Here is a 24800-nt window from a genome sequence, read left to right on the forward strand (position 1 = left end):
CAAATCCTAATTAATTTTTGCAAGCTCAATCAATCATTTTCTTTAAATAGCGTATAAAAAGATTCTTGGTATACTTTCTCTCCTAGTTTTATATATTCAAAATGAATAGCACCGTTCCTATCTGTTCGATAAATATGACTATTTTCTTTCTGAATTCGATTGAGCACTTCTGTATTTGGATGATTGTAACGATTATTTATTCCACAAGAAATCAATGCATATTTTGGCTGAATATGATTAAGAAAAATTTGACTGGAAGATGTTTGGCTTCCATGATGTGCTACTTTTAAGACGTCTACTTTTAAATTTGGATACTGCTGAATCAACTTTTTTTCGCCTTCTTCGATATCTCCTGTAAATAACCAAAAAAAAGAACCTATTTTCCCATATAGAACCATAGAATCATTGTTATCACCTTTTCCTGGAGATGTCGGCCATAATACTGCTAGCATTGGATTCACAAATTTTATTTCTTTTCCAGAGACTATAATTTTATGAATAGCTGTCCCGGATTTAGTCATCTCCAAAACAGTTTTATAAAATACTGGTTTTTTTAGTGCTCCAACTGGAAATAACAGTTCTTTCACTCGAATCGATTGCGATAGCTCTAACAATGCACCAGTATGGTCTTCATCTCCATGAGAAATTAGAACTTGATCTAAAGTAGATATACCTTGTGATTTTAATGTAGGTATCACTATTCGTTTGGCTATAGAAGATGGATTTTCTTTTTTTTGCCAATCTTTTGTTTCAAAAGTTAAAGTACCACCTGTATCAATTAAATACGTTCCTTTACCAAATGATTTTTTTATTAAAATCGCGTCCCCTTGTCCAACATCAATTACTATTACTTTATCAACTGGAGAATAACGTTGGTAGTAACAAAAAAAGATTAAAGAGACAACGACTAAACTTGTACTAAGAATCCGTTTTTTTATATATTTCCCATCTATTTCTAGTGTCAGAATAAAACAAGATAAAGAAAGAATAAGCAAAATCGTTAAAAAAAGTGGCACTCTTCCAGTAACTATTGTGATAAACGGTAGTTCGCTAATCGATTCAACCATTTTTTCAATAAAGGTTAATAGTTTTTCTATACTCATTAAACTGTATTCAAAAAATGGGTTTAAATACAAAAAAAATGAAAGAATTAACAACAGGATAAAAACAGGCAATAAAACCCAAGTAAAGAGAGGGACAAATAATAAATTAGCGAAAATACCAATCCACGAAAATTCAAAAAAATGATAAGATAAAATTGGTATCGAAACTAACATGAGAATAAAAGAAATAATAAAATTTGTAACTAGCGATGATCTAGAGATAGTAAGATAAGTTTGCGACAAAATTAATAAGACTAAGCTCAAAAGGTAGCTTAATTGAAATCCTATTGAAAAAACTTGATACGGATTAATAATTAAAGCGGATAACAAAGTCCATGACCAAACATCCAGACTAGAAATAATCATTCTAAAATGAGAACTTATCAATATAATCAAAGACATAACAATTGCACGATATACACTCGTTCCCCAACCAGTTAAATTTCCATAAAAAGGCAAAATAATCAACATTAAGTAAAAAGTTGTTTCTTTAGTAAAGCCAACTCGCCATAATAAATAAACCAAACCCGTTACAAAAAATTGAATATGCAGTCCTGATATGCTTAATAAGTGAATAATCCCTATTTCTTTAAAATTTTGTACCGTTATTTTATCAAGAGAACTTAAATCAGCAAAAAGAAGGGTCTTCATATATTGAGATGTCTTTATCGTTATTTTTTTATCAATATGCTTTAAAATAGCCATTCTCATATTTTCTGGAATCATTTTTTTTGTAATAGAAGCTTTAGTTTTTTCCATCGAATAAAACGTTTCAACCTTTAAAATCCAATGAATTTTTTTACGGTGTAAAAATGTTTGGTAATCAAACTGGTTTTGATTACGATTCTTTCCGGGTATCTCTAAATTCCCTGTGCTTTTAACGGTAAATATGTTTGTTTGAGACTCCCATGCTTTTTTTTCTTTTTTTGATTGAAGAGTATAAAAAACGACAATCTTTTCAGATATTTCCGGATGGTTTTCCGACTTTTCAATAGTCCCATAAAACTGTAATTGGTTTCCATCTACTTTAATTTGATCGGGCTTAATTCTAATTATAAACGATTTATCTTCAGCGGTTAAGTTTGTTTTATTTGTCCATTGATGAACGCTAGTTAATAAGATAACCATACAAGATAAAACTAATGAACCAATAATTAAAGTTCTTCTTTTCGTAACACATAAACGTAGAAAAAAAAGAATATAAATAGCTATTGTTAACCAATATCCAGATGTTAAAATCATTAGTGAACTGATCAGACAAAATATGGCTGGAAATAAGAAATAACTTCTCATTTAAAATTAACTATTGATTCTGCATGTGGCGATTTTCTCAAACGTAATCATTGGCTTAAAATTCTAATTCTTTAAAAAAGTTTTCTGATAAAAAAACTTTTTGACATTGAACGTGGGCTTGTTCAATTAAATTTAATGCATAATCATTATTATGATAATCTTCTAGATAATAAATTTTTTTAATACCTGCTTGAAGAATCATTTTAGTACATTGAAGACAAGGAAAATGAGTGACATATATTTCTGCACCTTCTGTTTGTGCACCAAATTTCGCACACTGTAAGATAGCATTCATTTCTGCATGTATTGTTCTAATACAATGTCCATCTACAACATAGCACCCTTCATCAATGCAATGCTTATCTCCGCTCACAGAACCATTATAGCCACCTGCGATAATTCTTTTTTCTCTGACTATCGTAGCCCCTACCATCAGTCTTGTACATGTACTCCTTAACGAAAGTAATAGGCTTTGTGACATAAAATATTGATTCCACGGAATTCTATCTGCCATCATTGTTCCCTCCAATTTAATCTAAATCATTTATAAAGATAATGAATAGTTGTTATAGTAAACATTTCTATCAGTATACAAAAGCTTTTCTATGTTTACAATCTTTCATTGAGAAAATGATTAGTCTTTGCCCACACTAATGAAATCAGCCAATGCTTCAAATGTTTTATCGCCAATACCAGAAACTTCTTTTAATTCTTCAACCGCTTTAAACGAACCATGTTCTTGTCTGTATTGCAAAATGCGCTCAGCTTTCTTTCCACCAATCCCTGATAATGTCTGTAGTTGAGTGATATCGGCTGTATTGAGGTTTACTTTTCCTGTCTCTTTATCGCTTAGATCATTTGGTATGCTAATAATTACTGGCGACTCCTCCTTACTATCAGTTTCATTGGAACTTTCTTGTTCAACTCCTGCTCCTATCGTTGGTATTATAATCATCATCTGATCCGTTAGCTTTTGAGAAAGATTTACCCTACTTTGATCAGCTGTTGGTAAGAATCCGCCAGCTAAAATGATGACATCAGTCAAACGAGTCGTTGCATTTATTTCATAAACTCCTGGTATTTGAACAGCACCTTTAACATCAACATAAATAGATTCTTTTGCCTCATTCTCATTTTTTAAAGGTACATTGCTACTACTTCCATCTAAAGTGAGACTATTTTGTAACTCAGAAGTTTGGCTCATATAATGATCAGCTAAGGACTCATTCATTTGATCAGATGCTTTTGTTTTAGAAAAAAGGATAAAGAGTAATAGGACGATAACAAACAAAAAGACAACAATTGTACTGATAGCAATGATCATTTTTCTTTTTTTTAACCATATTTCAACCAAATCATTCATACGGTAGCAATCTCCTTTACCTTTATCATCTCTTATAAACTATCCGCAATAATATAGTACTTCTTTTATTTTAAACAGATTTTTTTTAAGGGCTGCAAGCAAGTATAGCAGTCAATAAAAAAAACTTCTTAAGATTTTGTACCGACCCCTAGAAGTTAGACCTAAAAAATCTAACTTTTGGGGGTTTTTCATATGGCAAAATATACATTTGAACTTAAACTAGAAATCATTCAAGCCTATTTACGTGGTGAAGGGGGATATGGAACACTAGCGACTAGGTTTGGGGTTTTACACGCATACCAGGTTCGTATGTGGGTTAATAGTTATAAACAGTTTGGCGAAGAAGGACTTATGAGAAAAAGGAAAAATAATTCTTATTCTATTCAATTCAAAACAAATGCGGTAGAATTATATTTAACTACAGAGATGTCCTACTTTGAATTAGCGAATTTCCTTGAAATCACTAATCCTTCTATTCTTACACGTTGGGTAAAGGAATATCGTCATTATGGTATTCAAAGGCTCTCTAAACAACAAGGGAGGCCACCGAAGGTGTCTGATAAAAAAGATAAAGTCATTATCTCTGAAAAGCTGCCTAATAAAGTAGAAACAACCCGAATCCAAGAACTTGAAAGACAAAACCGCGCTTTACAAATTGAGATTGCTTGTTTAAAAGAATTGAGGAGGTTGCGTCGCGAGGAAACTCGACTAGAAATGAAGTTATCTCAAGAATCATCCACAACCTCCGAAGAGACTTCCAATTAAAAGAAATTCTTGAGGTTCTTAAATTTCCAAAATCAACTTACATGTATTGGCAAAAGAGATTCAATCGGCCTAATAAGGATGAAGAAGATGAAAAATTATTACTTCAAATTCGTAAAGATCATAAGGATTATGGGTATCGTCGTGCACAAAAAGAGATGGAAAAGCGAGGACGCAAAGTAAATAAAAAGAAAGTTCAACGATTAATTAAAAAGCTAAAAATCCAAGTACACTCTTATACTCGTAAATCACGTAAGTATAGTTCGTATAAGGGGACTGTTGGTCGCATAGCGAAAAATAATATCCACCGCCGGTTCTATACTAATGTAGTTCATCAAAAAATCACAACGGATACGACTGAATTCAAATACTTTGAGACGGATAAAAACGGTGTTATCCGTCAGGGAAAGCTCTATTTAGACCCTTTCTTAGATATGTATAATAGTGAGATCATCTCTTATCGTATTTCAAAAAGACCTACTGCATTAGCAATAATGGGGGCTCTTGAAGAGGCTATCGAAGCTACAAGTAACTGCCATTATAGACGTACCTTTCATTCTGATCAAGGTTGGGCCTATCAAATGAAAAGCTACTCCTATAAATTAAAAGAACACAAAATTTTTCAAAGTATGTCCCGTAAGGGAAACTGTCTAGATAATTCACCAATCGAGAATTTTTTTGGAATACTCAAACAAGAAATTTATTATGGCGAAGTTTACCGCAGCTTTAATGAATTAAAACAAGCAATAGAAAGTTATATCGAGTATTACAATAACGAACGGATGAAGAGTAAATTAAACTGGATGAGCCCTATTCAATTTAGAGAACAACAAACTGTACTCCTTAATGATTACTCTGCTTGAGTGTCTCTAAGGTCACAGCTAATCTCTAAACAATAAAAAAGCAGTCTTTGTTTAAACCATTTTTAGAAATAATTATAGTGTAAAGGTAAAAGAGCACAAAAAAAGGAGTAGAATTAACTACTCCGTTAAAAGTCTAACTATTTGGGGTCACTACATTTTGAGTAAAATCCTAAGAAGTATTTTTTATTTTAATTGATTTAAATAGTCAATAGCATCTTGAAACTGTTTGACTGGAATAATTTTCATATCCGTGTCTATTTTTTTAGCAGCTTTTAAAGCTTCTTTATAGTTTGATTGTATCGATGGATATTTTTTTTTAACAACTGGATTTATACCATCGTCCGGTGCAAAGAATATAGTCGCCCCTTCTTTACTAGCAGCTACAACTTTCTTATCTATACCACCAATTCGTCCTATTGTTCCATCAGTTGAAATTGTACCAGTGCCTGCAATTTCGTGGCCATTACGCAAGTCTTGTTCTGTCAATTGAGTATATATCTGAAGAGAAAACATAAAGCCGGCAGAAGGGCCTCCAATTTCATCTGATTTTATTGAAACAGGTATATCTGTCTCAATAGATGTATGATCCACCAAACTGATACCTAATCCTGGAAGCTTATTCTCTTCTATTTCCATTAATGGTGCAGAAATAGTTTTAATTTTACCATTGCGTTTGTAAGTAACCACTATTTCCTGCCCAATATTTTTATTTTTCACATAATCAATAAATTCAGTAGAGCTCTTAAATTTTTTTCCGTCTAAAGCCATTATAGTATCACCGACTAGTAGTTCCTCTGAAAAATTTGATTTTGGTAAAATGGACATAACATAGATACCATTATAGATTAATTTGTAGGATTCTTTCGCAGTTTTATAAGCCACCTCAATAGCCGTATTGATTGAACTATCCATATAGTACTGTTGTAAGTTAGCATACTCTTCGCTTGATTTTGACATACCCAAATATTCTTTTTCAGTTACCCCCTCACGAAAAGGCAAGTATTTTGTAAAGTATATTAATGGCGTTGCTTTACGGATAGAGACAGTAGTCAACATAAAACTTCCCAAATTATCATCTGTTCTTTTATTGACTTTAATTAATTCAGATAAACGGACAGCTGAACCTGGAGCTTCAATATAGTAAGGAAGAGGTATGACTAGCCCCAAAATAATGATAAGAATAGGTACGAACCAAATAATAGACTTAGCATTTTTTATTTTTTTCATTAGATTCATCCTTTACGTCGCAGTTGTTCTAAGATTTTTCATCCTCATACTCAAAAGCAGAATATTTCTTTTTAATCGCTATATTAACATCTGTTGGAACTAAATTTGAAACATCTCCACCAAAAAATGCCACTTCTTTAATTAAACTTGAACTTAAAAATCGGTGCTGTTGGGATGCCATCAAAATAATCGTTTCAATTTCTGGATTCTGTGTTTTATTCATTGCTGCAATATTCATTTCGTACTCAAAATCTTCAGCATTACGCAATCCCCTAATTAATGTACTTGCTCCAACTTTTTTTGCTAAATCTACCGTTAATCCATTTGTGTGTTCAATTACAGAAACATTTTCCAAATGTCTAGTTGCTAATTGAATTAATTCTATTTTCTCATCTGCATCAAACAAATTTTTTTTTGATGTATTGGTTGCTACAGCTATAAAAAGGTAATCAGCTAATTTAGCAGAACGTTCGATTGTATCAATATGCCCATTTGTCAATGGATCAAAACTTCCTGGAAAAAGTGCTTTCTTAATCATTTTCAAGGTCTCCTTCACTGACAACTTCATATAACACTATTTTACTAGCTCCATAAACCGTCGACCTAAATTGTTTAGCTAATCCGATTTCATTTGGTAAATCAACTTTTCTTCCTACTTCACAAACAATTATTGCTCTATCAGCCAAAAGATTTAGAGCCATAATCTTTTCGAGCTGTTTGACAATTTCTTGTTCAAAGTAGGGTGGATCTAGAAAGAGCATATCGAACAGGTTATTTTTAGCTGCTAACATTTCAATCCCTCGATTTGCATCACTTCGATAAACGTCAAATTTAGTTTTTTCTTTAGTCATTTCAATATTTTCTTTTATTATTTTAATTGCAGAAATATCTTTATCTATTAATACAGCATGCTCCATCCCTCTCGAAACGGCTTCAATAGATAAACCTCCACTACCTGCAAACAAATCTAAACACTTGCCACCATCAAAATATGGCCCAATAATATTAAATATTGACTCTTTAACTTTATCAGATGTTGGTCTTGTATTCTCACCTGGAACAGATTTTAATTTTCTTCCGCCATAATTACCAGAAATAACTCTCATTAAAGCACCAATCTTTCTTTACTATTTTATCTTTTAAAAAAGAGATTGGAACAAAAATCCCAACCTCTTTAGCATGTCTGAATATTTATTCTAAAATGTATTTCAACCTAAAAATTTAGCACTGGCAAACAAAGAGCGCGATAACTTCTATAGACCTTAGTCGCTACTGATAAGGTAGATGAGATTCAACTTTTTTTTTTAAGTGTTTATCATCTTCTATAAATAGCTTATCAAATTCTTCTACTTCTTTAACTTCTTTTCTAGGAGTCACATTTTTGAGAACTTCTTTAAAATCCATACTTATTAATGGCCTATACGATTGTTCTACTTGTCGAACAAAATGCAACTCTTTCAGTTTACGAATAGTGGGTTCTAAATCTGTGCGGTTTACGTAAATAACAACATACTTCATCCGCTTCGACACATAGTGAATCAAGCCAAATCTTTTGAGTGTCTTCATATGTCTTAAGCTATAAACCCAAACTACAATACCTTGTCTTTCGTTTAATATGAGTTCCAATTAAAGGTCTCCTTTCTTACTTTATATTTGCTCCTGTTTTTTTCGTATGTTCTACTTCTGTATCTAATATTAACATTACTTCTTCGTTACGAAAAGCAAATCCAAACCTTTTCATCAAAGGATCAGTTAGAATCGTTCGCTGATTCTCTAAACTAAACCAATACGTTATTAACCATGTTGGATCAGTAAATTTATTGGAGTAAACAACACGAGTATCGGCTAAACTAATTTTATTCATTTCCAAATAATCATGGATTTGTTTACTCGTTAAGGGTGTATGTTCGAAACCTTCTTCATCCTCATGTTCAGCTAGCCCCTTTTGAATAGACTCATTTTTATTTGACGTATCTATTTTTATTGAACTTTCAGTTTGAAAACTATTTCCCCCATTTTTTTCTTCACTTGATTGTTCAGAAACAGATTTACTTTGATTGATAAAAATATCATCGGCCATTGAAGAGAGTTGTTTGCTATAAGTTAATTCAGATAACCCATATCGTTGTCTTAACATATTAATCGTCATTTCTACTTCTTGCACATTTCCATCATATCTATTTTCTAAATCTGTTTTTGGTGTTTTCTTTGTAATCACTTCATTCTCAGGAATTACTTCATAAATATCAGATTGCAACAATGTCGGTTCGTCTACATAGCGAATGGCATTAATTTTATTGGTTTCTCGATCAACCATTAAAATTGCGAAAATATTTTTTTCAAAAATAACTAATGGATGATAATTCAAATCATTTTCTGACAACTCAATAATGTAATTAGTCTTCTTATAATCAAAAGAAAAAGTAGGATATAAAGTAGCTAATTGATAAACTTCTGTTATATCCATACCAACTTTAAATGGTAAAACATCGAGTGTTGATCCTAAAACAAAAATAGATGTTATCGTATCTTCTTCGGATACTGCTACTTGATAATAATCATTTTCGTTGTCTCCATAAATCCACCACTCATCTCCAAATATATTGGATTCAATACGTAACGGCTCACCAAATTTTTTTTTAAATGTATCAATTGGTTCTCCCATATAGTGACCCATTCCTGTAAGAGGAAAAGTCTCTTGTTTAACAGCAGGAATCGGACCAATTTGAGTCTCTTTTTTTAATTCCGTTGTGTTTTTCTTTTGAGTAATAATTCCAGAAGGACTATCAGAAATAATTTGAGGAATAAAATAGATCAAAATCATTAAAACTAAAAAAATTGGGATTGTTCTCAAAATAGTTTTCATGTTTTACGATACTCCTCACCTACTTTTTATTTGGCAATCATTTCAATTAATAAATCGCCTGTTTCAATGAGATTGTCCGCTTCTATATAAATTTGATCAATTACACCGTCAAAAGCAGCTTTAATCGTTGTTTCCATTTTCATTGCTTCAGTAATGACGATTGGATTTCCTTGACTAACACGGTCCCCTTTCGAAACTAGAACTTCTATAATTGAACCGGGCATTGTAGCGCCGACATGCTCTTTATTAGTTGGTTCAGCTTTTTTTCGAATAATTTTAGTACTTGTAATACTTCTATCTTTCACTATGACTTCTCTACCTTGACCATTTAAATCAAAATACATCGTACGATTACCTTCAGAATTAGGTTCACCAATCTGATTCAGTTTTATAATCAATGTTTTTCCTTTTTCAATCTGTACTTCAATTGATTCTCCAGTCCGCATCCCATGAAAGAATGTTGCTGTATCTAAAACAGTCACATCACCAAATTGTTCATAATTTTTTTGATAATCTAAGAACACTTCTGGGTACATAATATAACTTAATACATCCTCATTAGAAGGCTGCCTATCGATTAGTCTAGCTAGTTGTTCTTTTATTTGAATAAGATCAATTGGCTTGGCTAAAACTCCTGGTCGAACAGTAATAGGTTGGTTGTTCTTCAAAATAATTTTTTGTAACTTTTCTGGAAATCCACCCACAGGTTGGCCTAAATCCCCCGCAAAAAAGCTTATTACCGACTTTGGAAAATCAATTGATTGTCCTTGACTGTAGATGTCTTCTTCTGTCAAATTATTCTGCACCATAAACAAAGCCATATCTCCAACAACTTTTGAAGATGGAGTTACTTTAATAATATCACCAAACATTCGGTTGACTATTGCGTACATTTTTTTAATGTCATCCCATTTATCTTCTAGTCCGACAGCTTTCGCTTGTTGCTTAAGGTTAGAATATTGGCCACCTGGCATTTCGTGTTGATAGACTTCTGTTTGAGGTGCGCTAACTCCATCTTCAAAATCACTATAACGGGTCCTTACATCTTCCCAATAATGATTAATTTGTTGTGTATTCTCAATATTAATAGATGGAACACGTTGGGTTCCTAATAAAGCATAGTAGAGACTACTCATACTAGGTTGACTAGTAGCACCACTCATTGCACTCATCGCTACATCAACAATATCTACCCCTGCTTTAACAGCTAAAGCATAAGTGAAAATACCATTTCCACTCGTATCATGAGTATGCAAATGAATCGGAACATGAACGGTTGCTTTTAGCTCACTGATTAAACGATAAGCCGCTTCTGGTTTTAATATCCCTGCCATATCTTTAATAGCTATAATATGTGCTCCCTGGTTCTCTAGTTCCTTAGCCATATCTTTATAGTAATCAATCGTGTATTTAGTTCTTAGAGGGTCATTAATGTCACCTGAATAACAAATAGCTGCTTCAGCTATCTTACCTGTATCTCTGACAACTTGAATACTTTTCTCCATTTGAGGAATCCAATTTAAACTATCAAAGATACGAAAAACATCCACTCCGCTTTTGGCTGCTTGTTGAATAAATGATTCAATTACGTTATCAGGATAGTTTTGATATCCTACTGCATTAGAACCTCTAAACAACATTTGAAGGAGAGTATTTGGCATTTCTTTCCTTAACTTCTTTAAACGTTCCCATGGATCTTCATTTAAGAATCGATAAGCAACATCGAAAGTGGCTCCTCCCCATACTTCCGAAGAAAACAATTGCGGGATGGCTTTTTCTGTTTCTGCAGCAATATTCAAAAAATCTTGTGTGCGCACGCGAGTTGCCAGTAAACTTTGATGAGCATCTCTAAATGTTGTATCCGTCAATAAAACTTCTTTTGTATTTTTCACCCAACTTACTACAGCATCTGCACCTTTTTGATCCAAAATACTTTTTGCACTGATAGAATGGTCATTTAATAGGATTAGTTTCTTAGGTTTTCTAGCCGGCTCATAAAATTTCTTTGGAGCATGTTCGATGCCTGGAAAACCATTTACCGTAATATTGCTAATGTATTTCATCGTTTTATTCCCTCTATCACGAACTTTTGAGAATTTAAAAAGTTCAGGAGTAGAATCAATAAATGTTGTTTTAGCTTCTCCCGAAAGAAAAACAGGATGTGAAATAACATTTTCCATAAATGGAATATTCGTTTTTACACCACGAATACGAAATTCTCTCAAAGATCGTGTCATTTTTTGCGCCGCTAATTCAAACGTAGAAGCATGCGTACATACTTTAACCAGTAATGAATCAAAAAAAGGAGAAACCACGCTGCCTTGAAATCCATTACCCGCATCTAAGCGTATCCCAAACCCACCTGGAGAACGGTAGGTATCAATTTTACCCGTATCAGGTAAAAAGTCATTAAGCGGATCTTCAGTTGTTATTCGACACTGAATAGCCGCACCCATTAAAGGTATATGATCTTGAAATGGAATATTAATTTCTTTGTGGAGATCTTTTCCTTGCGCAATTAAAATTTGAGATTGAACAATATCAATGCCTGTAATTAATTCTGTAATGGTATGCTCTACTTGTACACGTGGATTAACCTCAATAAAATAAAATTCGTTGTCTTCAAGTAAAAATTCTACCGTTCCTGCATTTACGTAGCCTACGTGTTCCATCAATTGAACAGCAGATTGACACATTTTGAGACGCAATTCATCCGGTATAGAAACACAGGGTGCAACTTCTACAACTTTTTGGTGTCGGCGTTGTACAGAACAATCACGTTCGTATAAATGAACGATATTCCCATGAACGTCTCCCAATATTTGGACTTCAATATGCTTAGGATCTTGAATATAACGTTCTACGTAAATCTCATCATTTCCAAATGCGGCTTTTGCCTCACTACGAGCTCTTTCAAAACTATCTTTTACATCTTCGGCTGAATAGGCCACACGCATTCCTCTTCCACCGCCGCCTAATGCTGCTTTTATCATGATGGGATAGCCAAATTTTTCTCCAAAAGACCTTACTTCTTCAACATTCAAGACTGGGCCTTGAGAACCTGGTATAGATTTTATTCCCGCTGCAATGGCTGCTTCTTTCGCTTTTAGTTTATCCCCAAAAATATCTAAATGATGTAACTTAGGACCAATAAAAATAATACCTTCTTCTTTACAACGTCTAGCAAAATCCGAATTTTCTGATAAAAAACCATATCCTGGGTGTATCGCATCTGCATTCGAATCTTTTGCAATACGAATCATATCTTCTATATCTAAATAAGCTTCTATCGGTTTTTTTCCATCTCCTACTAAATAAGCTTCATCCGCTTTAAAACGATGAACAGAACCTTCATCTTCTTGTGAATAAACGGCAACTGTTCCAATATGAAGTTCTGTTAACGCACGAAATATTCGAATGGCTATTTCTCCTCTATTAGCTACTAATACTTTTTTCATCATTTCACTCCTAAGTCACTCAATTATTTAATTCATATTATCAAACTACATTCTATTTTAAAAAAAGACTTCTTTTAAATAGAAGTCCCTTTTTACTTGCAGTCTTTCTTTTCATAAATATCATTAACTATTATTTCCAAGTTCTTGTTTTTTATTCATTGCACTAACATTCAAGACTAATCCTATTGAAATGGTTAACACTAGTGTGCTAGAACCCCCGTAACTAATAAAAGGGAATGTTACCCCCGTAATAGGCATGAGTCCTAGAACACCACCTAAATTGATTGAACCTTGAATTAGGAACATTGTAGCAATTCCAATACAAAGCAATGATCCAAAAGGATCTTTCGTCCGAATAGCAATCAAATAAATTCTCAAAATCAAAAAAACAAAAAGGCTTAAAACAACTATTACACCTAGCAGTCCTAACTCTTCTCCCAAAATGGAGACAATAAAGTCAGTATAGGGTTCCGGCAAATAGCCTGTTTTTTGAACACTTTGTCCAATCCCTACTCCAAAAACACCACCTCTGCTAAGAGCGTAGTATGAATTAACTAATTGAAGCCCCGCACTTTCAGAAACTTTAAATGGATCCCAAAAAGCTAAAAACCGATCGTATTGATACGGTTGCAGAAAAGGCAACTTTGTCCCAAAAATTCTTACCAACTCAACCACACCAAAAATGATTGCAATACCTAGTGCTCCCATCGTGATACCCAGTTTAGTAGACACTCCGCTAGCAAATATCATAATAATACCAATGAATAAAATGATTGCTGCTCCTCCTATATCTGGTTGAATAGCAATTAACAAAAGAATGACTGCAAATAAAAATGCAGGTTGTTTCATCGAAGACCAAAAATCACGAATAATTTGTTGTTGCCTGCGAGAAAATATATAAGCAAAATACCAAATAACCGATATTTTTGCAAATTCAGCTGGTTGTACTCCTACTGGCCCAATATCAAGCCAGCCTTTTGCTCCGTTGATTTCTTTCCCAAAAACAAGAAGATAAGCTAGCAGCAATACTGTAAATATAATCGTGTACTTAATTAGTTTTTTATATTTTAAATGGCTATATTTAATTGAAAAGATAAACATACTAATAAAAAGACCTATACATACAAATACAGCCTGTCTTAAAAAATAATATTCCGGATTTTTATCTTGACCAATTGCAACGTAACTGCTCGAACTATAAACCATTAAAGTACCGAATATAGACAAAATAACATACGGGATAAAAATATATTGATCTAAATGTTTCAACTTTTTCATCATACTATCGGCTTAAAAGAAGCCTTTGGCCCCCTTTATTATTCTACTATTTTTTTTCATTATAAGCTTTCGCGTACAAATCGTTTAATTTTTTTTCTAAATCGCTTAAAATACGGTCACCTTCAGTTGAGTTAATGACTCCAATTTTTTTTGCAAAAGAAATTTCTTTTGATAGTCCAAACATTTGAGTATCAACAATTTCATTAAAAGCAGGGCATTCAGTTAGACACAACTGATTTTTTTGATTATCAATAAGTTGAAAGATTTTTGTAGCATCATCTAACAAGACATCTAAAGCCTCTTTTTTCTGAATATTATTCAGCATAAATCTTCCTCCTTTAGTATAACATTTTCATTATATCAACAATATGCTCATCCAACAATACGAAAGCATAGGTATTCTAATAAAACTAAATCCACAAGTCGTCATTATCTCTTCCTACTATTAAAAAAAGAAAAAAGACTACCTAATGATTCAATCTCATCGGGTAGTCTTTTTCAAATAAGTTTAACCTATTTGAGAAGCTTTATTTTTCTTAGCAGACTTTTCACGTTCATTTTTATTTAAAACTTGTTTCCGTAAACGAATACTTTCTGGAGTTACTTCACAATATTCATCATCACCCAAGAATTCTAATGATTCTTCTAAAGTTAAATGACGAGGAGCTTTAATCACGTTTGTCTGATCTTTGTTAGCAGAACGAACGTTAGTTTTTTGTTTAGCTTTTGTAATGTTAACAGTGATATCATTTTCGCGAGAGTTTTCTCCAACAATCATTCCTTCATATATTTCAACTGAAGGTTCAATAAAAATTGTTCCTCTGTCTTCAACACCCATAATTCCGTAAGTGGTTGTTTTGCCAGTTTCAGTTGAAACCAATGCTCCATTACGACGTCCACCGATTTTAGTTTTTAAACGTGGTAGATATTGATCAAAAGTATGATTCATGATTCCGTATCCTCTTGTCATTGAAAGGAACTCAGTAGAATAGCCAATTAATCCACGTGCAGGAGCTAAGAAAGTTAATTTAACTTGCCCGTTACCATTATTAATCATATCTTTCATTTCGCCTTTACGAGCACTTAATGATTCAATGATTGATCCCATGTATTCTTCAGGAGTATCAATTTGAACTAACTCAAAAGGTTCACATTGAACCCCGTCAAAGTCACGTAAAATAACTTCAGGACGAGATACTTGTAATTCATATCCTTCACGTCGCATGTTTTCTATTAAAATTGCTAAATGTAATTCTCCACGTCCAGAAACAATCCAAGCATCAGGAGATTCTGTATTTTCAATACGCATAGAAACGTCTGTATGCAATTCCGACATTAAGCGGTCTTCAATTTTACGTGAAGTAACCCACTTTCCTTCGCGTCCTGCAAACGGAGAGTTATTTACTAAGAAAGTCATTTGTAACGTAGGCTCATCAATATGAAGTATTGGTAGTGGATCGATATGATCACTAGGCGTAACTGTTTCACCTACAAAAATATCTTCCATACCGGATACAGCGATTAATTCCCCAGCTTTTGCTTCATTGATTTCAACACGGTCTAAACCGAAGAAACCAAGCAATTTAGTAACGCGGAAATTCTTAGTAGATCCATCTAATTTACTCAACGTAACATTATCGCCAACTTTGATCGTTCCACGGAATACTCGCCCAATACCAATTCTTCCTACATAATCACTATAGTCTAATAATGATACTTGAAATTGCAATGGCTCATCCGAGTTGTCTATTGGAGCAGGAATGTCTTTAATAATTGTATCAAAGATGTAATTCATTGTTTCTTCTTGATCCTCTTTATTATCAGACAGACTACTTGTTCCATTCATAGCTGAAGCATAAATAACAGGGAAGTCTAACTGGTCATCATCTGCACCCAATTCGATAAATAATTCAAGAACTTCATCAACAACCTCTGCAGGGCGAGCTGAGTCTTTGTCAATTTTATTAACAACTACGATTGGAACTAATTTTTGCTCTAATGCTTTTTTTAATACAAATCTTGTTTGAGGCATTGTACCTTCATATGAGTCCACGACTAAAACTACTCCGTCAACCATTTTCATGATACGTTCAACTTCTCCACCGAAGTCAGCATGTCCTGGAGTATCTAAGATATTAATATGAGTATCATTGTATTTAACAGCTGTGTTTTTAGCTAAAATTGTAATGCCACGCTCTTGCTCAAGAGCATTTGAGTCCATTGCGCGTTCAGCCAATTTGCTATGAGAATGTAATGTGTCAGATTGTTTCAATAATTCATCCACCAATGTTGTTTTGCCGTGATCGACGTGGGCAATAATGGCTACATTTCTAATATCTTCTCTTCTTTTCATTACTATATTCCTCCATGATTCTTATCATTATTTCGATTCTTCTGATTCGCTATCTATCAATATGAAAATCATTCAATCCAATTTATGCACTTGAATTTTCCGTAAGTTTATACTTATTCCAGTATGAAAACGCATTGAAAACTTGTGAAGACAACTATCAACTTGTACAGTTTAACACTAAAACAAAAGATTGAAAAGAAAAAACTTAATGTTAGCGGTATATTTTTATTTTTATTTATATCAATGTTTCAATTCAGCTTGTTTTTTTATTTTTTATTCTTTGTTTTAACCTATACTTTAGAGATAATTGCTTTACCATTTAATAGAGCCATCTCAGTTTAACCTTCTTTATCTAACTTAAATTTCTCTATTATTTCTTTATGTGCAGAAGGTGTTGCTACAATCGTTTTATTATAATGTAACATATCAATTTTTTCTCCATTTAACTGTGTATAAATTAGCCCTAATTCTTCTGATATCACTTTACCGGCACCGATATCCCAAGGCGCTAGAGATGCACCGATATAAGCAACTAACCTTCCTGTTGCTACACGTGCAGTTTCAAGACCGGCCGAGCCCACCATCCGCACGCCACTACTAGCTCTTCCAATTTTTCTCGCTTCGTCATTTTTTTCACTGGACATCAAACGATGGCTAACCGCAACTAACCCTTCTCGCAAAGGAATATCCTTCACTTTTTTTAGCGGTATTTCATTTAGACAAGCTCCTTGGTTTTTTACAGCAGAATAAAGCTCATCTTTCATAACATCATATATATACCCTAAATAACCTATGCCATTTTCATAAACACTTATCATAATAGCAAAATCATTTTTTTGCTTCACAAAATTTAATGTTCCGTCAATAGGATCTATTATCCACACAACACCTTTTAAATCAGTAATTTGATGCCCTGAACCTTCTTCCCCTAAAACCCGTTCGTTAGGAAAGTGGGTAGCTATTTTTTCAATAAAATACTGTTCAATTTCTTTATCAATACTAGTCACTAAATCCGTACGATTTGTTTTCTCTTCTATATTAATGGTCTGTTCAAAAGAAGTTCTACTTATATCAGCAGCTACATAAATCCATTCTTTTATTAATTGATCTCGCTTAACTATTTGATTCAAGAACTCACTTCCTCTCTTGTGGTTTAAGTTACCATGTTTAAAATCTGTTTTCTATTCATCTGCTTTTGTTCATAAAAATTATTTTTTTATCCGTCTTCTTAGCTTCTTGGTGCACTGCATAGACAGAATAACCAGAAATGGATTCAAATTGACGACTCCATTTTTTTTCTTCACCAATTGAAGGAATAACTTCTTTAAATTGACGATAACTTGTTAAAAATGCTTCTTTTGTTATTCCCATTTCGTAAGCTAACTCAACTGCTCTCCACAAATTTATGACCTTTGTCATTTCATCTTTTGTCCAATCATAATCCATTGGATAACTATAACTTTTATTTTCCATTATTTTCCCCTTTAACCTTTTTCTATCCAGTCTAAATAATCTCTAGTCTCTCGCGCAACTTTAAGCAATTCTTTTTTTTCTGAGTCCGAAAAACCAAGTTCGGATATTTTAATAATACCCTCTTTTCCTAATAAAACCGGAAGCGATAATGGGATATTCACTAAATCTTCTATGTCCACTAAGTGCATTAAAGTAACTAACGCTTTTTCATCAGTAAAAATTAGTTGTGTCAATTTAACTAGAGCAGAAACGTTTGTAAAATAAGAATTGGTTTCTCTTGAAAACAAATCTCTTTCTGAAAGGATTGTTTCGATGTTTATCCTATCATTTTGATTAAAATGATTTTTCTTATCCATCATTAAACTAAGAATTGGATTACCTCCAATATTAGATCGACTCCAAGTCGTTACTTTACTGTCCTTTGAGCTCCCACCCACAATAAAAGCATTAACATCTCTGGAAGAAACAGATAGCTTCTTACTTAAGAGTTGCCTAAATAGGATGGAATCTATATACGTTCCTAGTCCAACTATTTTTTCTTTAGGAAGACCCGAAAATTTCCAAACAAGATAAGTAAACATATCGGTCGGTTCAGTGGCAATTAAAATTAAACCACTAAATCCATTTGCCATAGCTTTTTTAATTACCTTGCGTATTAATGATATATTCCTTCTAATATAATCATTATCAGATTCATCAGATTTTCTTTCTTCCTGTGCTGTTATAATTAATAAATCAGTAGAAAGAAAATCTTTTGCGTTAGCGATTGCAAAAGAACTTGCCAATGAAAAAGAAGAAGCAAACTGTAAATCACGTATTTTATTCTCTTCTAAAGATGGAAGTTGATAAAATAATATTTTTGCTACTTTTAATTTTAACATACTTAAGAAAGCAAATTGATAGGTTGTTTCATCTGTACCTACAATAATAATTTTTTTCCCTTGTCCTTCACTCACTAAATCGCCTCCAACAGACTATTTTCAACTCTATTAATAAATTAAGAGAATTTTTCATGTTACTATTATTTCTTATTATACCAAATTTTTCACTGTTTATTTTATCATATACAAAAAAACACTTATTCATTTAAGAATAAGTGTTTTTTTCTTTCTGTACATGTCTTTATTGGATAAATAAAAACAATTTAAATTTATTTGAATTACATGTGAATTGGTAATCCTAATGCTAATTCTGAAGCATCCATAACCGTTTCAGCTAAAGATGGGTGTGCGTGGATAGTCAACGCAATATCTTCTGCTACCATTCCTGCTTCAATAGCTAGTCCTAGTTCAGCAATCACGTCACTAGCACCTACACCAGCAACTTGTGCTCCAACAATAAGACCATCTTCTTTAGTTGTTACTAGACGTACGAATCCATCCGTTGCATTCAGCGAAAGTGCACGTCCATTACCAGCTAATGGGAATTTAGACGCTTTAACATCCATTCCTTTTTCTTTTGCTTCTGCAATAGTTAATCCTACAACCGCTAATTCTGGATCTGTAAAAGCTACAGCCGGCATTGCTTTGTAGTCAACGGCTACTTTTTTACCAGATATTGCTTCTGCAGCAATTTTAGCTTCATAGCTTGCCTTATGAGCTAATGCAGCACCGGGAACAATATCCCCGATAGCAAAGATGTTTTTGATATTTGTACGTCCTTGCTCATCTACTTTAACTAAACCACGTTCAGACATTTCAATTCCAGCACCTTCTAAGCCAAGCTCATCTGTGTTAGGACGACGACCAACAGTTACCATTACATAATCAGCGTCAATTGATTTTTCTGTGCCATTTACTTCGTACTTAACGGTTACGCCATTTTCTGTTTCAATCGCTTCTTTAGCCATTGAAGATGTTTCAATTGTTACACCTTTTTTAGCAAAGTTAGTTGTAACATATTTAATCATATCTTTTTCAAACGTTGGCATAATAGAAGCAGTTCCTTCTAAAATAGTTACCTCTGCACCTAAATTAGCATAAGCGCCAGCTAATTCACTACCAATGTAACCTCCACCAACAACAATTAATTTTTTAGGTACTTCAGGAAGAGCCAAGCCACCAGTTGAATCGATAACGCGTTTACCAAATTTGAAGCCTTTGATTTCGATTGGACGGCTACCTGTTGCAATAATTGCATTGTTGAAAGAATAAGTTTGACCAGTTTTTTCTCCCATAACGCGTAAAGTATGCTCGTCATTGAAGTAAGCTTCACCTCTTAAAATTTCAACTTTATTTTTTTTCAATAAGCCTTCGACACCTTTTGTAAGAGTCGATACAACTTTATTTTCTTTCCATTCTTGAGTTTTAGCAAAATCTAATACAACATTTTCAGCTGTAATCCCAAAAGTCTCTGAATGCAAAGCATCTTGATAATGATGTCCAGCGCTAATCAAAGCTTTTGATGGAATACAACCAACGTTTAAACAAACTCCGCCGATGTATTCTCTTTCTACGATTGCTACTTTTTGTCCCATTTGAGCGGCACGAATAGCTGCAACGTATCCTCCCGGGCCTGACCCAATAACAACTGTATCTAACTCTATTGCGAAATCTCCTACTACCATTTTAACCTCACCTTTATCCTTCCATCAATAATAATTCTGGATCAGCAAGCAATGTTTTTAATTCATTCATTGCTTTTTGTGCAGTTGCTCCATCGATGATACGGTGGTCAAAGCTTAATGATAACTGCATAACTGGTGCTACGACAATTTCATCCTCTGCATTTACAACTGCTTTTTTAGCAATACGACCAACGCCTAAGATAGCAACTTCTGGATAGTTTATAACTGGTGTAAACCAACCGCCACCAATTGAACCAATGTTACTTACTGAAATAGAACCATTGCTCATTTCATTTGTTGCTAATTTACCTTCTGTAGCTTTACCAGAAAGTTCAGTGATTTCTCCTGCAATAGTAAAGATACTCTTAGAATCTGCATCTTTAATGACTGGTACGAATAAACCACGATCAGTATCAGTAGCAATACCAATATTAAAGTAGTGCTTGTATACTACTTCGTTTGTTGTATCGTCAATTGAAGCATTCAATGCTGGATATTTACGTAAGACAGAAACAATTGCTTTAACGACATAAGGTAAGAATGTTAATTTAACACCTTTGCCTGCTGCAATATCTTTGAAATGTTTACGGTGAGCCATTAATTTAGTTGAGTCAACTTCGTCAAATAAAGTAACATGTGGAGCAGTTGCTTTACTGTTTACCATTGCTTTCGCAATTGCTTTACGCATTGGAGTCATTGCTTCACGAGTTTCAAGTTCAGTTTGGCTAGATTTAAATGCTTTAGCTGGAGCTGCTGTTTTAGCTGCTGGAGCTTGTTTTGTTGTAGGAGCTGTAGCTGTCTGTGCTGAGCTCACTGCTGGAGTTGCACCATTTTTGTTAAAGCTAGTGATATCTTCTTTTGTTACACGACCATGTTTACCTGTTGGTGTAACTAGTGTAATATCTACATCACTTTCACGTGCGAATTGACGTACTGAAGGCATAGCTTGTACGCGTTTGTTAGAGTCAGACGACTTAACAACGCTTGCTGTTCCTTTTGTTTGAGCTGTTTCTTGAGCATTATTTTCAGCAGCAGGAACTGCACTTTCAGTGTTGTGTTCAGGTGAATCAATCTCAACAATTACTTGACCAACAGCAGCGACTGTTCCTTCTGATACTAAAATCTTTTTAACTTTTCCAGAAACGGGTGAAGCAATTTCTTCAACTGATTTATCGTTTTGAATTTCTACGATTGAATCTTCTTCTTTGATTTCGTCGCCTTCAGCTACTAACCATTTTACGATTTCACCTTCTGCCATTCCTTCTCCAACGTCTGGTAATTTAAATTGATAGAAAGAACTTCCTTGAGTACTTGGAGCTGCAGCTTGAGTTGGAGCAGCTTCTGGAACTTCTGTTTCTTCTGCTTCTTCATCTTCATGCCCTGGAGCATCAATCTCAACAATGACGTCGCCAACATTAGCAACTGTTCCTTCTGATACTAAAATCTTTTTAATCGTTCCAGAAACGGGTGAAGCAATTTCTTCAACTGATTTATCGTTTTGAATTTCTACGATTGAATCTTCTTCTTTAACTACATCGCCTTCAGCTACTAACCATTTTACGATTTCGCCTTCTGCCATTCCTTCTCCAACATCTGGTAATTTAAATTTAAAAGCCATTTTTGATTTCTTCCCTTCTTTATTAGCCATTCTATTTTCCAAAAAATAAGATTAACTAAACACTTTAAAATCAATAGATGCAACCATTTATTATTTCAGTAAATGGTTTACATCTATTATTATCTCGTCTAATGATTTATAAATTAGAAATTATAAACTTCTTTCACTTTTTCTGCGATGTCTGCAGCATTTGGCAACCAAGAACTTTCAGCTAAACCAAATGGAAAGACTGTATCTGGAGCAGCAACACGGCCAATAGGGGCTTCTAATGAAAGCACAGCCCGTTCTGCAATTTCAGACATAACCATAGCACCAACACCTGCTTGACGTTGTGCTTCTTGAACAACAACTACGCGGCCAGTTTTTTCAACTGAAGCGATGATTGTTTCAATGTCTAATGGAGAAACAGTTCTTAAATCTATGATTTCAACAGAGATACCTTCTTTTTGTAAATCATCAGCAGCTTTAAGTGCTTCGCGAACCATCGCACCATAAGTGATGACCGAAACGTCTTTACCTTCACGAGAAATAGCAGCTTTACCTAGTGGAACAGTATAAGATTCTTCCGGTACTTCGTCACGGAATGAACGGTACAATTTCATATGCTCAATGAATACCACTGGATCATTATCACGAAGTGATGCAATTAGAAGCCCTTTTGCATCATAAGGATTTGAAGGAATAACGACTTTCAAACCTGGTGATTGTGTCATTAAACCTTCTAAATTATCTGAGTGCATTTCTGGTGTATGAACGCCGCCACCAAATGGCATACGAATTGTAATTGGTAAACTACGGGTACTACTCATACGGTAACGTGTCCGTGCAGCTTGACCAGCAATGGAGTCTAATACTTCAAAAATAAATCCAATAAATTGAATTTCTGGAACTGGACGAAAACCCTGTAAAGCTAAACCGATAGCCATTCCGCCAATACCTGATTCAGCAAGGGGTGTATCGGAAACTCTGTCTTCGCCGAATTTTTCTTGAAGACCTGCAGTTGCACGGAATACTCCGCCATTTTTACCGACATCTTCTCCAAAAACTAAGATATCTTGATCACGTTCCATTTCTTGTTCAAGTGCTTCAGTAATCGCTTGAATCATTGTCTTTTGTGCCATAATTATTTATTCTCCTTTGCTTCAAAAGTCGCAATTTGTTCTTTAATCACTTGCGTTGGCTCTTCGTACATGTTTTTCAAAAAGTCTGAAACTTTTTGCTTAGGTACTTGGTCAGCTTCTTTAGCTGATGCTTTGATTTCTTCTTGGGTTTTTTCAATTAATACTTGCTCTTTTTCTTCAGACCATAGACCTTTTGCCGTTAAGAACTTACGGAAACGAATAAGTGGATCGCGTTGTTCCCAATAGTCAAAACTTTCTTGATCGCGGTAACGTGTTGGATCATCTCCAGAAGTTGAGTGAGGACCAAAACGAGACGTTACTGTTTCAATTAGCACTGGACCATTTCCTGCAATTGCCCACTCTCTCGCTTGTTTTGTAACAGCATAAACGGCTAATGGATCCATACCGTCAACTTGGATTCCTGGGATTCCAGCTGCAACAGCTTTTTGAGCTAATGTAGTAGCAGCCGTTTGTTTATGACGTGGAGTTGAGATTGCGTAGCCATTATTTTGAATGAAAAATACTACTGGAGATTTGTAGGCCCCTGCAAAGTTCATTCCTTCATAGAAATCCCCTTGTGATGAACCACCATCGCCAGTGTACGTGAATGCAACATTTGGTTTGCCACGTTTTTTCAATCCAAGTCCTGCTCCTGCAGCTTGAATAATTTGGGCTCCAATAATAATTTGAGGTGGCATAGCATGTAAAGCATCAGGATATTGGCTTCCTACTGCATGTCCGCGAGACCATAAGAAAGCTTTATAGACAGGTAAACCATGTTGAATCAATTGAGGAACATCACGGTATCCTGGGAATAATTCATCTTCTTTTTCAAATGCAAAATAACTTGCCATCTGAGAGGCCTCTTGTCCAGCCGTTGGAGCATAGAAACCTAAACGTCCTTGACGAGCTAAAGCCATTGAGCGTTCATGTAAAATACGAGACCATACCATTTTCTCCATTAATTCCACTAATTGATCATCAGATAAATCTGGCATGATGTTTTTATTAACAACTTTACCATCCTTATCTAGGATTTGTACCATTGGAAAAGCCGCATCAACGGTACTTAACAATGCTTCAAAATCTACGGGTTGTTTCTTGTTAGCCATTTTTAAACCATTCCTCTCTTTTTACATTCTAATTTTCATAAAATTCTGTTTTACACAGTTTCACAAACTGTATTAGTGCAATCTATTTGCTAATTAAATTTACCACTCTTTTTCTAGTTATGCAAGTATATCAACGCTTTCTAAGCTGCAAAATCTTATTTCCGAGGCATTCATATAAAAAATCCTTGATTTTTTTTGCAGTCGTGAAATATTTCACGACTAATTTTAGAGGGTTTTTTTCAAAAAAAGTCTTTCTTATAAAAAAAAATATCGAATAAAATTGATAAATCGAGCTTAAAACTGTTATATAATTTAAAAAAAACTGTATTACATTGAATACAGTA

Annotated in this window: 20 protein-coding genes; 1 reads left to right on the forward strand and 19 read right to left on the reverse strand. The window is 34.0% G+C overall.

Translation table 11 applies throughout. The features are described 5' to 3' along the window. Nucleotides 1-29 precede the first annotated feature (29 nt). The 3 genes from BR44_RS03185 to BR44_RS03195 all read right to left on the reverse strand — a co-directional run bounded on the left by BR44_RS03185 (nucleotide 30) and on the right by BR44_RS03195 (nucleotide 3759). On the reverse strand, nucleotides 30-2345 hold the full coding sequence (locus tag BR44_RS03185) for a DNA internalization-related competence protein ComEC/Rec2 (protein WP_084676152.1): 2316 nt from the start codon (nucleotides 2343-2345) through the stop codon (nucleotides 30-32). A 106-nt stretch (nucleotides 2346-2451) separates the two neighbouring features. Next, a complete protein-coding gene (locus tag BR44_RS03190; RefSeq protein WP_034550575.1) occupies nucleotides 2452-2913 on the reverse strand; it encodes a ComE operon protein 2 in 462 nt (153 codons plus the stop codon). A 117-nt stretch (nucleotides 2914-3030) separates the two neighbouring features. Continuing rightward, on the reverse strand, nucleotides 3031-3759 hold the full coding sequence (locus BR44_RS03195) for a helix-hairpin-helix domain-containing protein (RefSeq protein ID WP_034550577.1): 729 nt from the start codon (nucleotides 3757-3759) through the stop codon (nucleotides 3031-3033). 192 nt (nucleotides 3760-3951) lie between these two features. Between BR44_RS03195 and BR44_RS11235 the strand changes: the two genes are divergently transcribed. Then, nucleotides 3952-5384, forward strand: a protein-coding gene (locus tag BR44_RS11235) for an IS3 family transposase (RefSeq protein ID WP_425393555.1) whose coding sequence is annotated in 2 segments (ribosomal slippage) — nucleotides 3952-4426 and nucleotides 4426-5384 — 1434 coding nt in all. Because the reading frame shifts where the segments join, the coding sequence is not laid out codon by codon here. A gap of 183 nt (nucleotides 5385-5567) precedes the next feature. Here the strand turns inward: BR44_RS11235 and BR44_RS03210 are convergent. From BR44_RS03210 to pdhA, 16 genes are all read right to left on the reverse strand, one after another. Then, a complete protein-coding gene (locus BR44_RS03210; protein ID WP_034550579.1) occupies nucleotides 5568-6620 on the reverse strand; it encodes a SepM family pheromone-processing serine protease in 1053 nt (350 codons plus the stop codon). A gap of 19 nt (nucleotides 6621-6639) precedes the next feature. Beyond that, nucleotides 6640-7149, reverse strand: a complete 510-nt coding sequence (coaD, locus tag BR44_RS03215) for a pantetheine-phosphate adenylyltransferase (RefSeq protein ID WP_034550580.1) — start codon at nucleotides 7147-7149, stop codon at nucleotides 6640-6642. Next, the gene (gene rsmD / locus BR44_RS03220; RefSeq protein WP_034550581.1) at nucleotides 7142-7717 is read right to left on the reverse strand and encodes a 16S rRNA (guanine(966)-N(2))-methyltransferase RsmD; all 576 of its coding nucleotides are present in this window, start codon (nucleotides 7715-7717) and stop codon (nucleotides 7142-7144) included. Before rsmD ends, coaD begins: the two co-directional genes overlap by 8 nt. Before the next feature lie 163 nt (nucleotides 7718-7880). Continuing rightward, a complete protein-coding gene (locus BR44_RS03225) occupies nucleotides 7881-8237 on the reverse strand; it encodes a YlbG family protein (RefSeq protein ID WP_034550582.1) in 357 nt (118 codons plus the stop codon). A gap of 16 nt (nucleotides 8238-8253) precedes the next feature. Continuing rightward, on the reverse strand, nucleotides 8254-9477 hold the full coding sequence (locus tag BR44_RS03230) for a CAP-associated domain-containing protein (protein WP_034550585.1): 1224 nt from the start codon (nucleotides 9475-9477) through the stop codon (nucleotides 8254-8256). Between the two features lie 26 nt (nucleotides 9478-9503). Further along, nucleotides 9504-12935: a pyruvate carboxylase gene (locus BR44_RS03235; RefSeq protein ID WP_034550587.1), complete on the reverse strand. Its 3432-nt coding sequence runs from the start codon at nucleotides 12933-12935 to the stop codon at nucleotides 9504-9506. Nucleotides 12936-13058: 123 nt separating this feature from the next. Further along, a complete protein-coding gene (locus BR44_RS03240) occupies nucleotides 13059-14216 on the reverse strand; it encodes an FtsW/RodA/SpoVE family cell cycle protein (protein ID WP_034550588.1) in 1158 nt (385 codons plus the stop codon). A gap of 43 nt (nucleotides 14217-14259) precedes the next feature. Further along, complete coding sequence (locus tag BR44_RS03245; protein WP_034550590.1) at nucleotides 14260-14538, reverse strand: DUF1507 family protein; 279 nt, start codon at nucleotides 14536-14538, stop codon at nucleotides 14260-14262. A gap of 183 nt (nucleotides 14539-14721) precedes the next feature. Then, nucleotides 14722-16566, reverse strand: a complete 1845-nt coding sequence (typA, locus tag BR44_RS03250) for a translational GTPase TypA (protein ID WP_034550593.1) — start codon at nucleotides 16564-16566, stop codon at nucleotides 14722-14724. A gap of 338 nt (nucleotides 16567-16904) precedes the next feature. Beyond that, a complete protein-coding gene (locus tag BR44_RS03255) occupies nucleotides 16905-17696 on the reverse strand; it encodes an inositol monophosphatase family protein (protein WP_034550595.1) in 792 nt (263 codons plus the stop codon). A gap of 55 nt (nucleotides 17697-17751) precedes the next feature. Beyond that, nucleotides 17752-18039, reverse strand: coding sequence for a UPF0223 family protein (locus BR44_RS03260; protein WP_034550597.1), 288 nt, complete (start codon nucleotides 18037-18039; stop codon nucleotides 17752-17754). 11 nt (nucleotides 18040-18050) lie between these two features. Then, complete coding sequence (locus tag BR44_RS03265) at nucleotides 18051-18995, reverse strand: lactate/malate family dehydrogenase (protein ID WP_034550599.1); 945 nt, start codon at nucleotides 18993-18995, stop codon at nucleotides 18051-18053. Between the two features lie 203 nt (nucleotides 18996-19198). Further along, nucleotides 19199-20605 (reverse strand): dihydrolipoyl dehydrogenase, encoded by a 1407-nt coding sequence (gene lpdA, locus BR44_RS03270; RefSeq protein ID WP_034550601.1) that lies wholly within the window; start codon nucleotides 20603-20605, stop codon nucleotides 19199-19201. A 13-nt stretch (nucleotides 20606-20618) separates the two neighbouring features. Next, nucleotides 20619-22223: a dihydrolipoyllysine-residue acetyltransferase gene (locus BR44_RS03275; protein WP_034552861.1), complete on the reverse strand. Its 1605-nt coding sequence runs from the start codon at nucleotides 22221-22223 to the stop codon at nucleotides 20619-20621. Nucleotides 22224-22366: 143 nt separating this feature from the next. Further along, nucleotides 22367-23344: an alpha-ketoacid dehydrogenase subunit beta gene (locus BR44_RS03280; protein WP_034550603.1), complete on the reverse strand. Its 978-nt coding sequence runs from the start codon at nucleotides 23342-23344 to the stop codon at nucleotides 22367-22369. A gap of 2 nt (nucleotides 23345-23346) precedes the next feature. Next, nucleotides 23347-24456: a pyruvate dehydrogenase (acetyl-transferring) E1 component subunit alpha gene (pdhA, locus tag BR44_RS03285; protein ID WP_034550604.1), complete on the reverse strand. Its 1110-nt coding sequence runs from the start codon at nucleotides 24454-24456 to the stop codon at nucleotides 23347-23349. Between the last annotated feature and the right edge of the window lie 344 nt (nucleotides 24457-24800).

Source organism: Carnobacterium funditum DSM 5970 (genome assembly GCF_000744185.1).
Classification (GTDB): Bacteria; Bacillota; Bacilli; order Lactobacillales; family Carnobacteriaceae; genus Carnobacterium_A; species Carnobacterium_A funditum.

Coding starts and splice junctions, on each gene's coding strand:
- BR44_RS03210 (WP_034550579.1), bottom strand. CDS start 6,620: ATGAATCTAATGAAAAAAATAAAAAATGCTAAGTCTATTATTTGGTTC.
- lpdA (WP_034550601.1), bottom strand. CDS start 20,605: ATGGTAGTAGGAGATTTCGCAATAGAGTTAGATACAGTTGTTATTGGG.
- BR44_RS03240 (WP_034550588.1), bottom strand. CDS start 14,216: ATGATGAAAAAGTTGAAACATTTAGATCAATATATTTTTATCCCGTAT.
- BR44_RS03195 (WP_034550577.1), bottom strand. CDS start 3,759: ATGAATGATTTGGTTGAAATATGGTTAAAAAAAAGAAAAATGATCATT.
- BR44_RS03260 (WP_034550597.1), bottom strand. CDS start 18,039: ATGGAAAATAAAAGTTATAGTTATCCAATGGATTATGATTGGACAAAA.
- rsmD (WP_034550581.1), bottom strand. CDS start 7,717: ATGAGAGTTATTTCTGGTAATTATGGCGGAAGAAAATTAAAATCTGTT.
- BR44_RS03190 (WP_034550575.1), bottom strand. CDS start 2,913: ATGATGGCAGATAGAATTCCGTGGAATCAATATTTTATGTCACAAAGC.
- BR44_RS03280 (WP_034550603.1), bottom strand. CDS start 23,344: ATGGCACAAAAGACAATGATTCAAGCGATTACTGAAGCACTTGAACAA.
- coaD (WP_034550580.1), bottom strand. CDS start 7,149: ATGATTAAGAAAGCACTTTTTCCAGGAAGTTTTGATCCATTGACAAAT.
- BR44_RS03275 (WP_034552861.1), bottom strand. CDS start 22,223: ATGGCTTTTAAATTTAAATTACCAGATGTTGGAGAAGGAATGGCAGAA.
- BR44_RS03235 (WP_034550587.1), bottom strand. CDS start 12,935: ATGAAAAAAGTATTAGTAGCTAATAGAGGAGAAATAGCCATTCGAATA.
- BR44_RS03185 (WP_084676152.1), bottom strand. CDS start 2,345: ATGATTTTAACATCTGGATATTGGTTAACAATAGCTATTTATATTCTT.
- pdhA (WP_034550604.1), bottom strand. CDS start 24,456: ATGGCTAACAAGAAACAACCCGTAGATTTTGAAGCATTGTTAAGTACC.
- BR44_RS03230 (WP_034550585.1), bottom strand. CDS start 9,477: ATGAAAACTATTTTGAGAACAATCCCAATTTTTTTAGTTTTAATGATT.
- typA (WP_034550593.1), bottom strand. CDS start 16,566: ATGAAAAGAAGAGAAGATATTAGAAATGTAGCCATTATTGCCCACGTC.
- BR44_RS03245 (WP_034550590.1), bottom strand. CDS start 14,538: ATGCTGAATAATATTCAGAAAAAAGAGGCTTTAGATGTCTTGTTAGAT.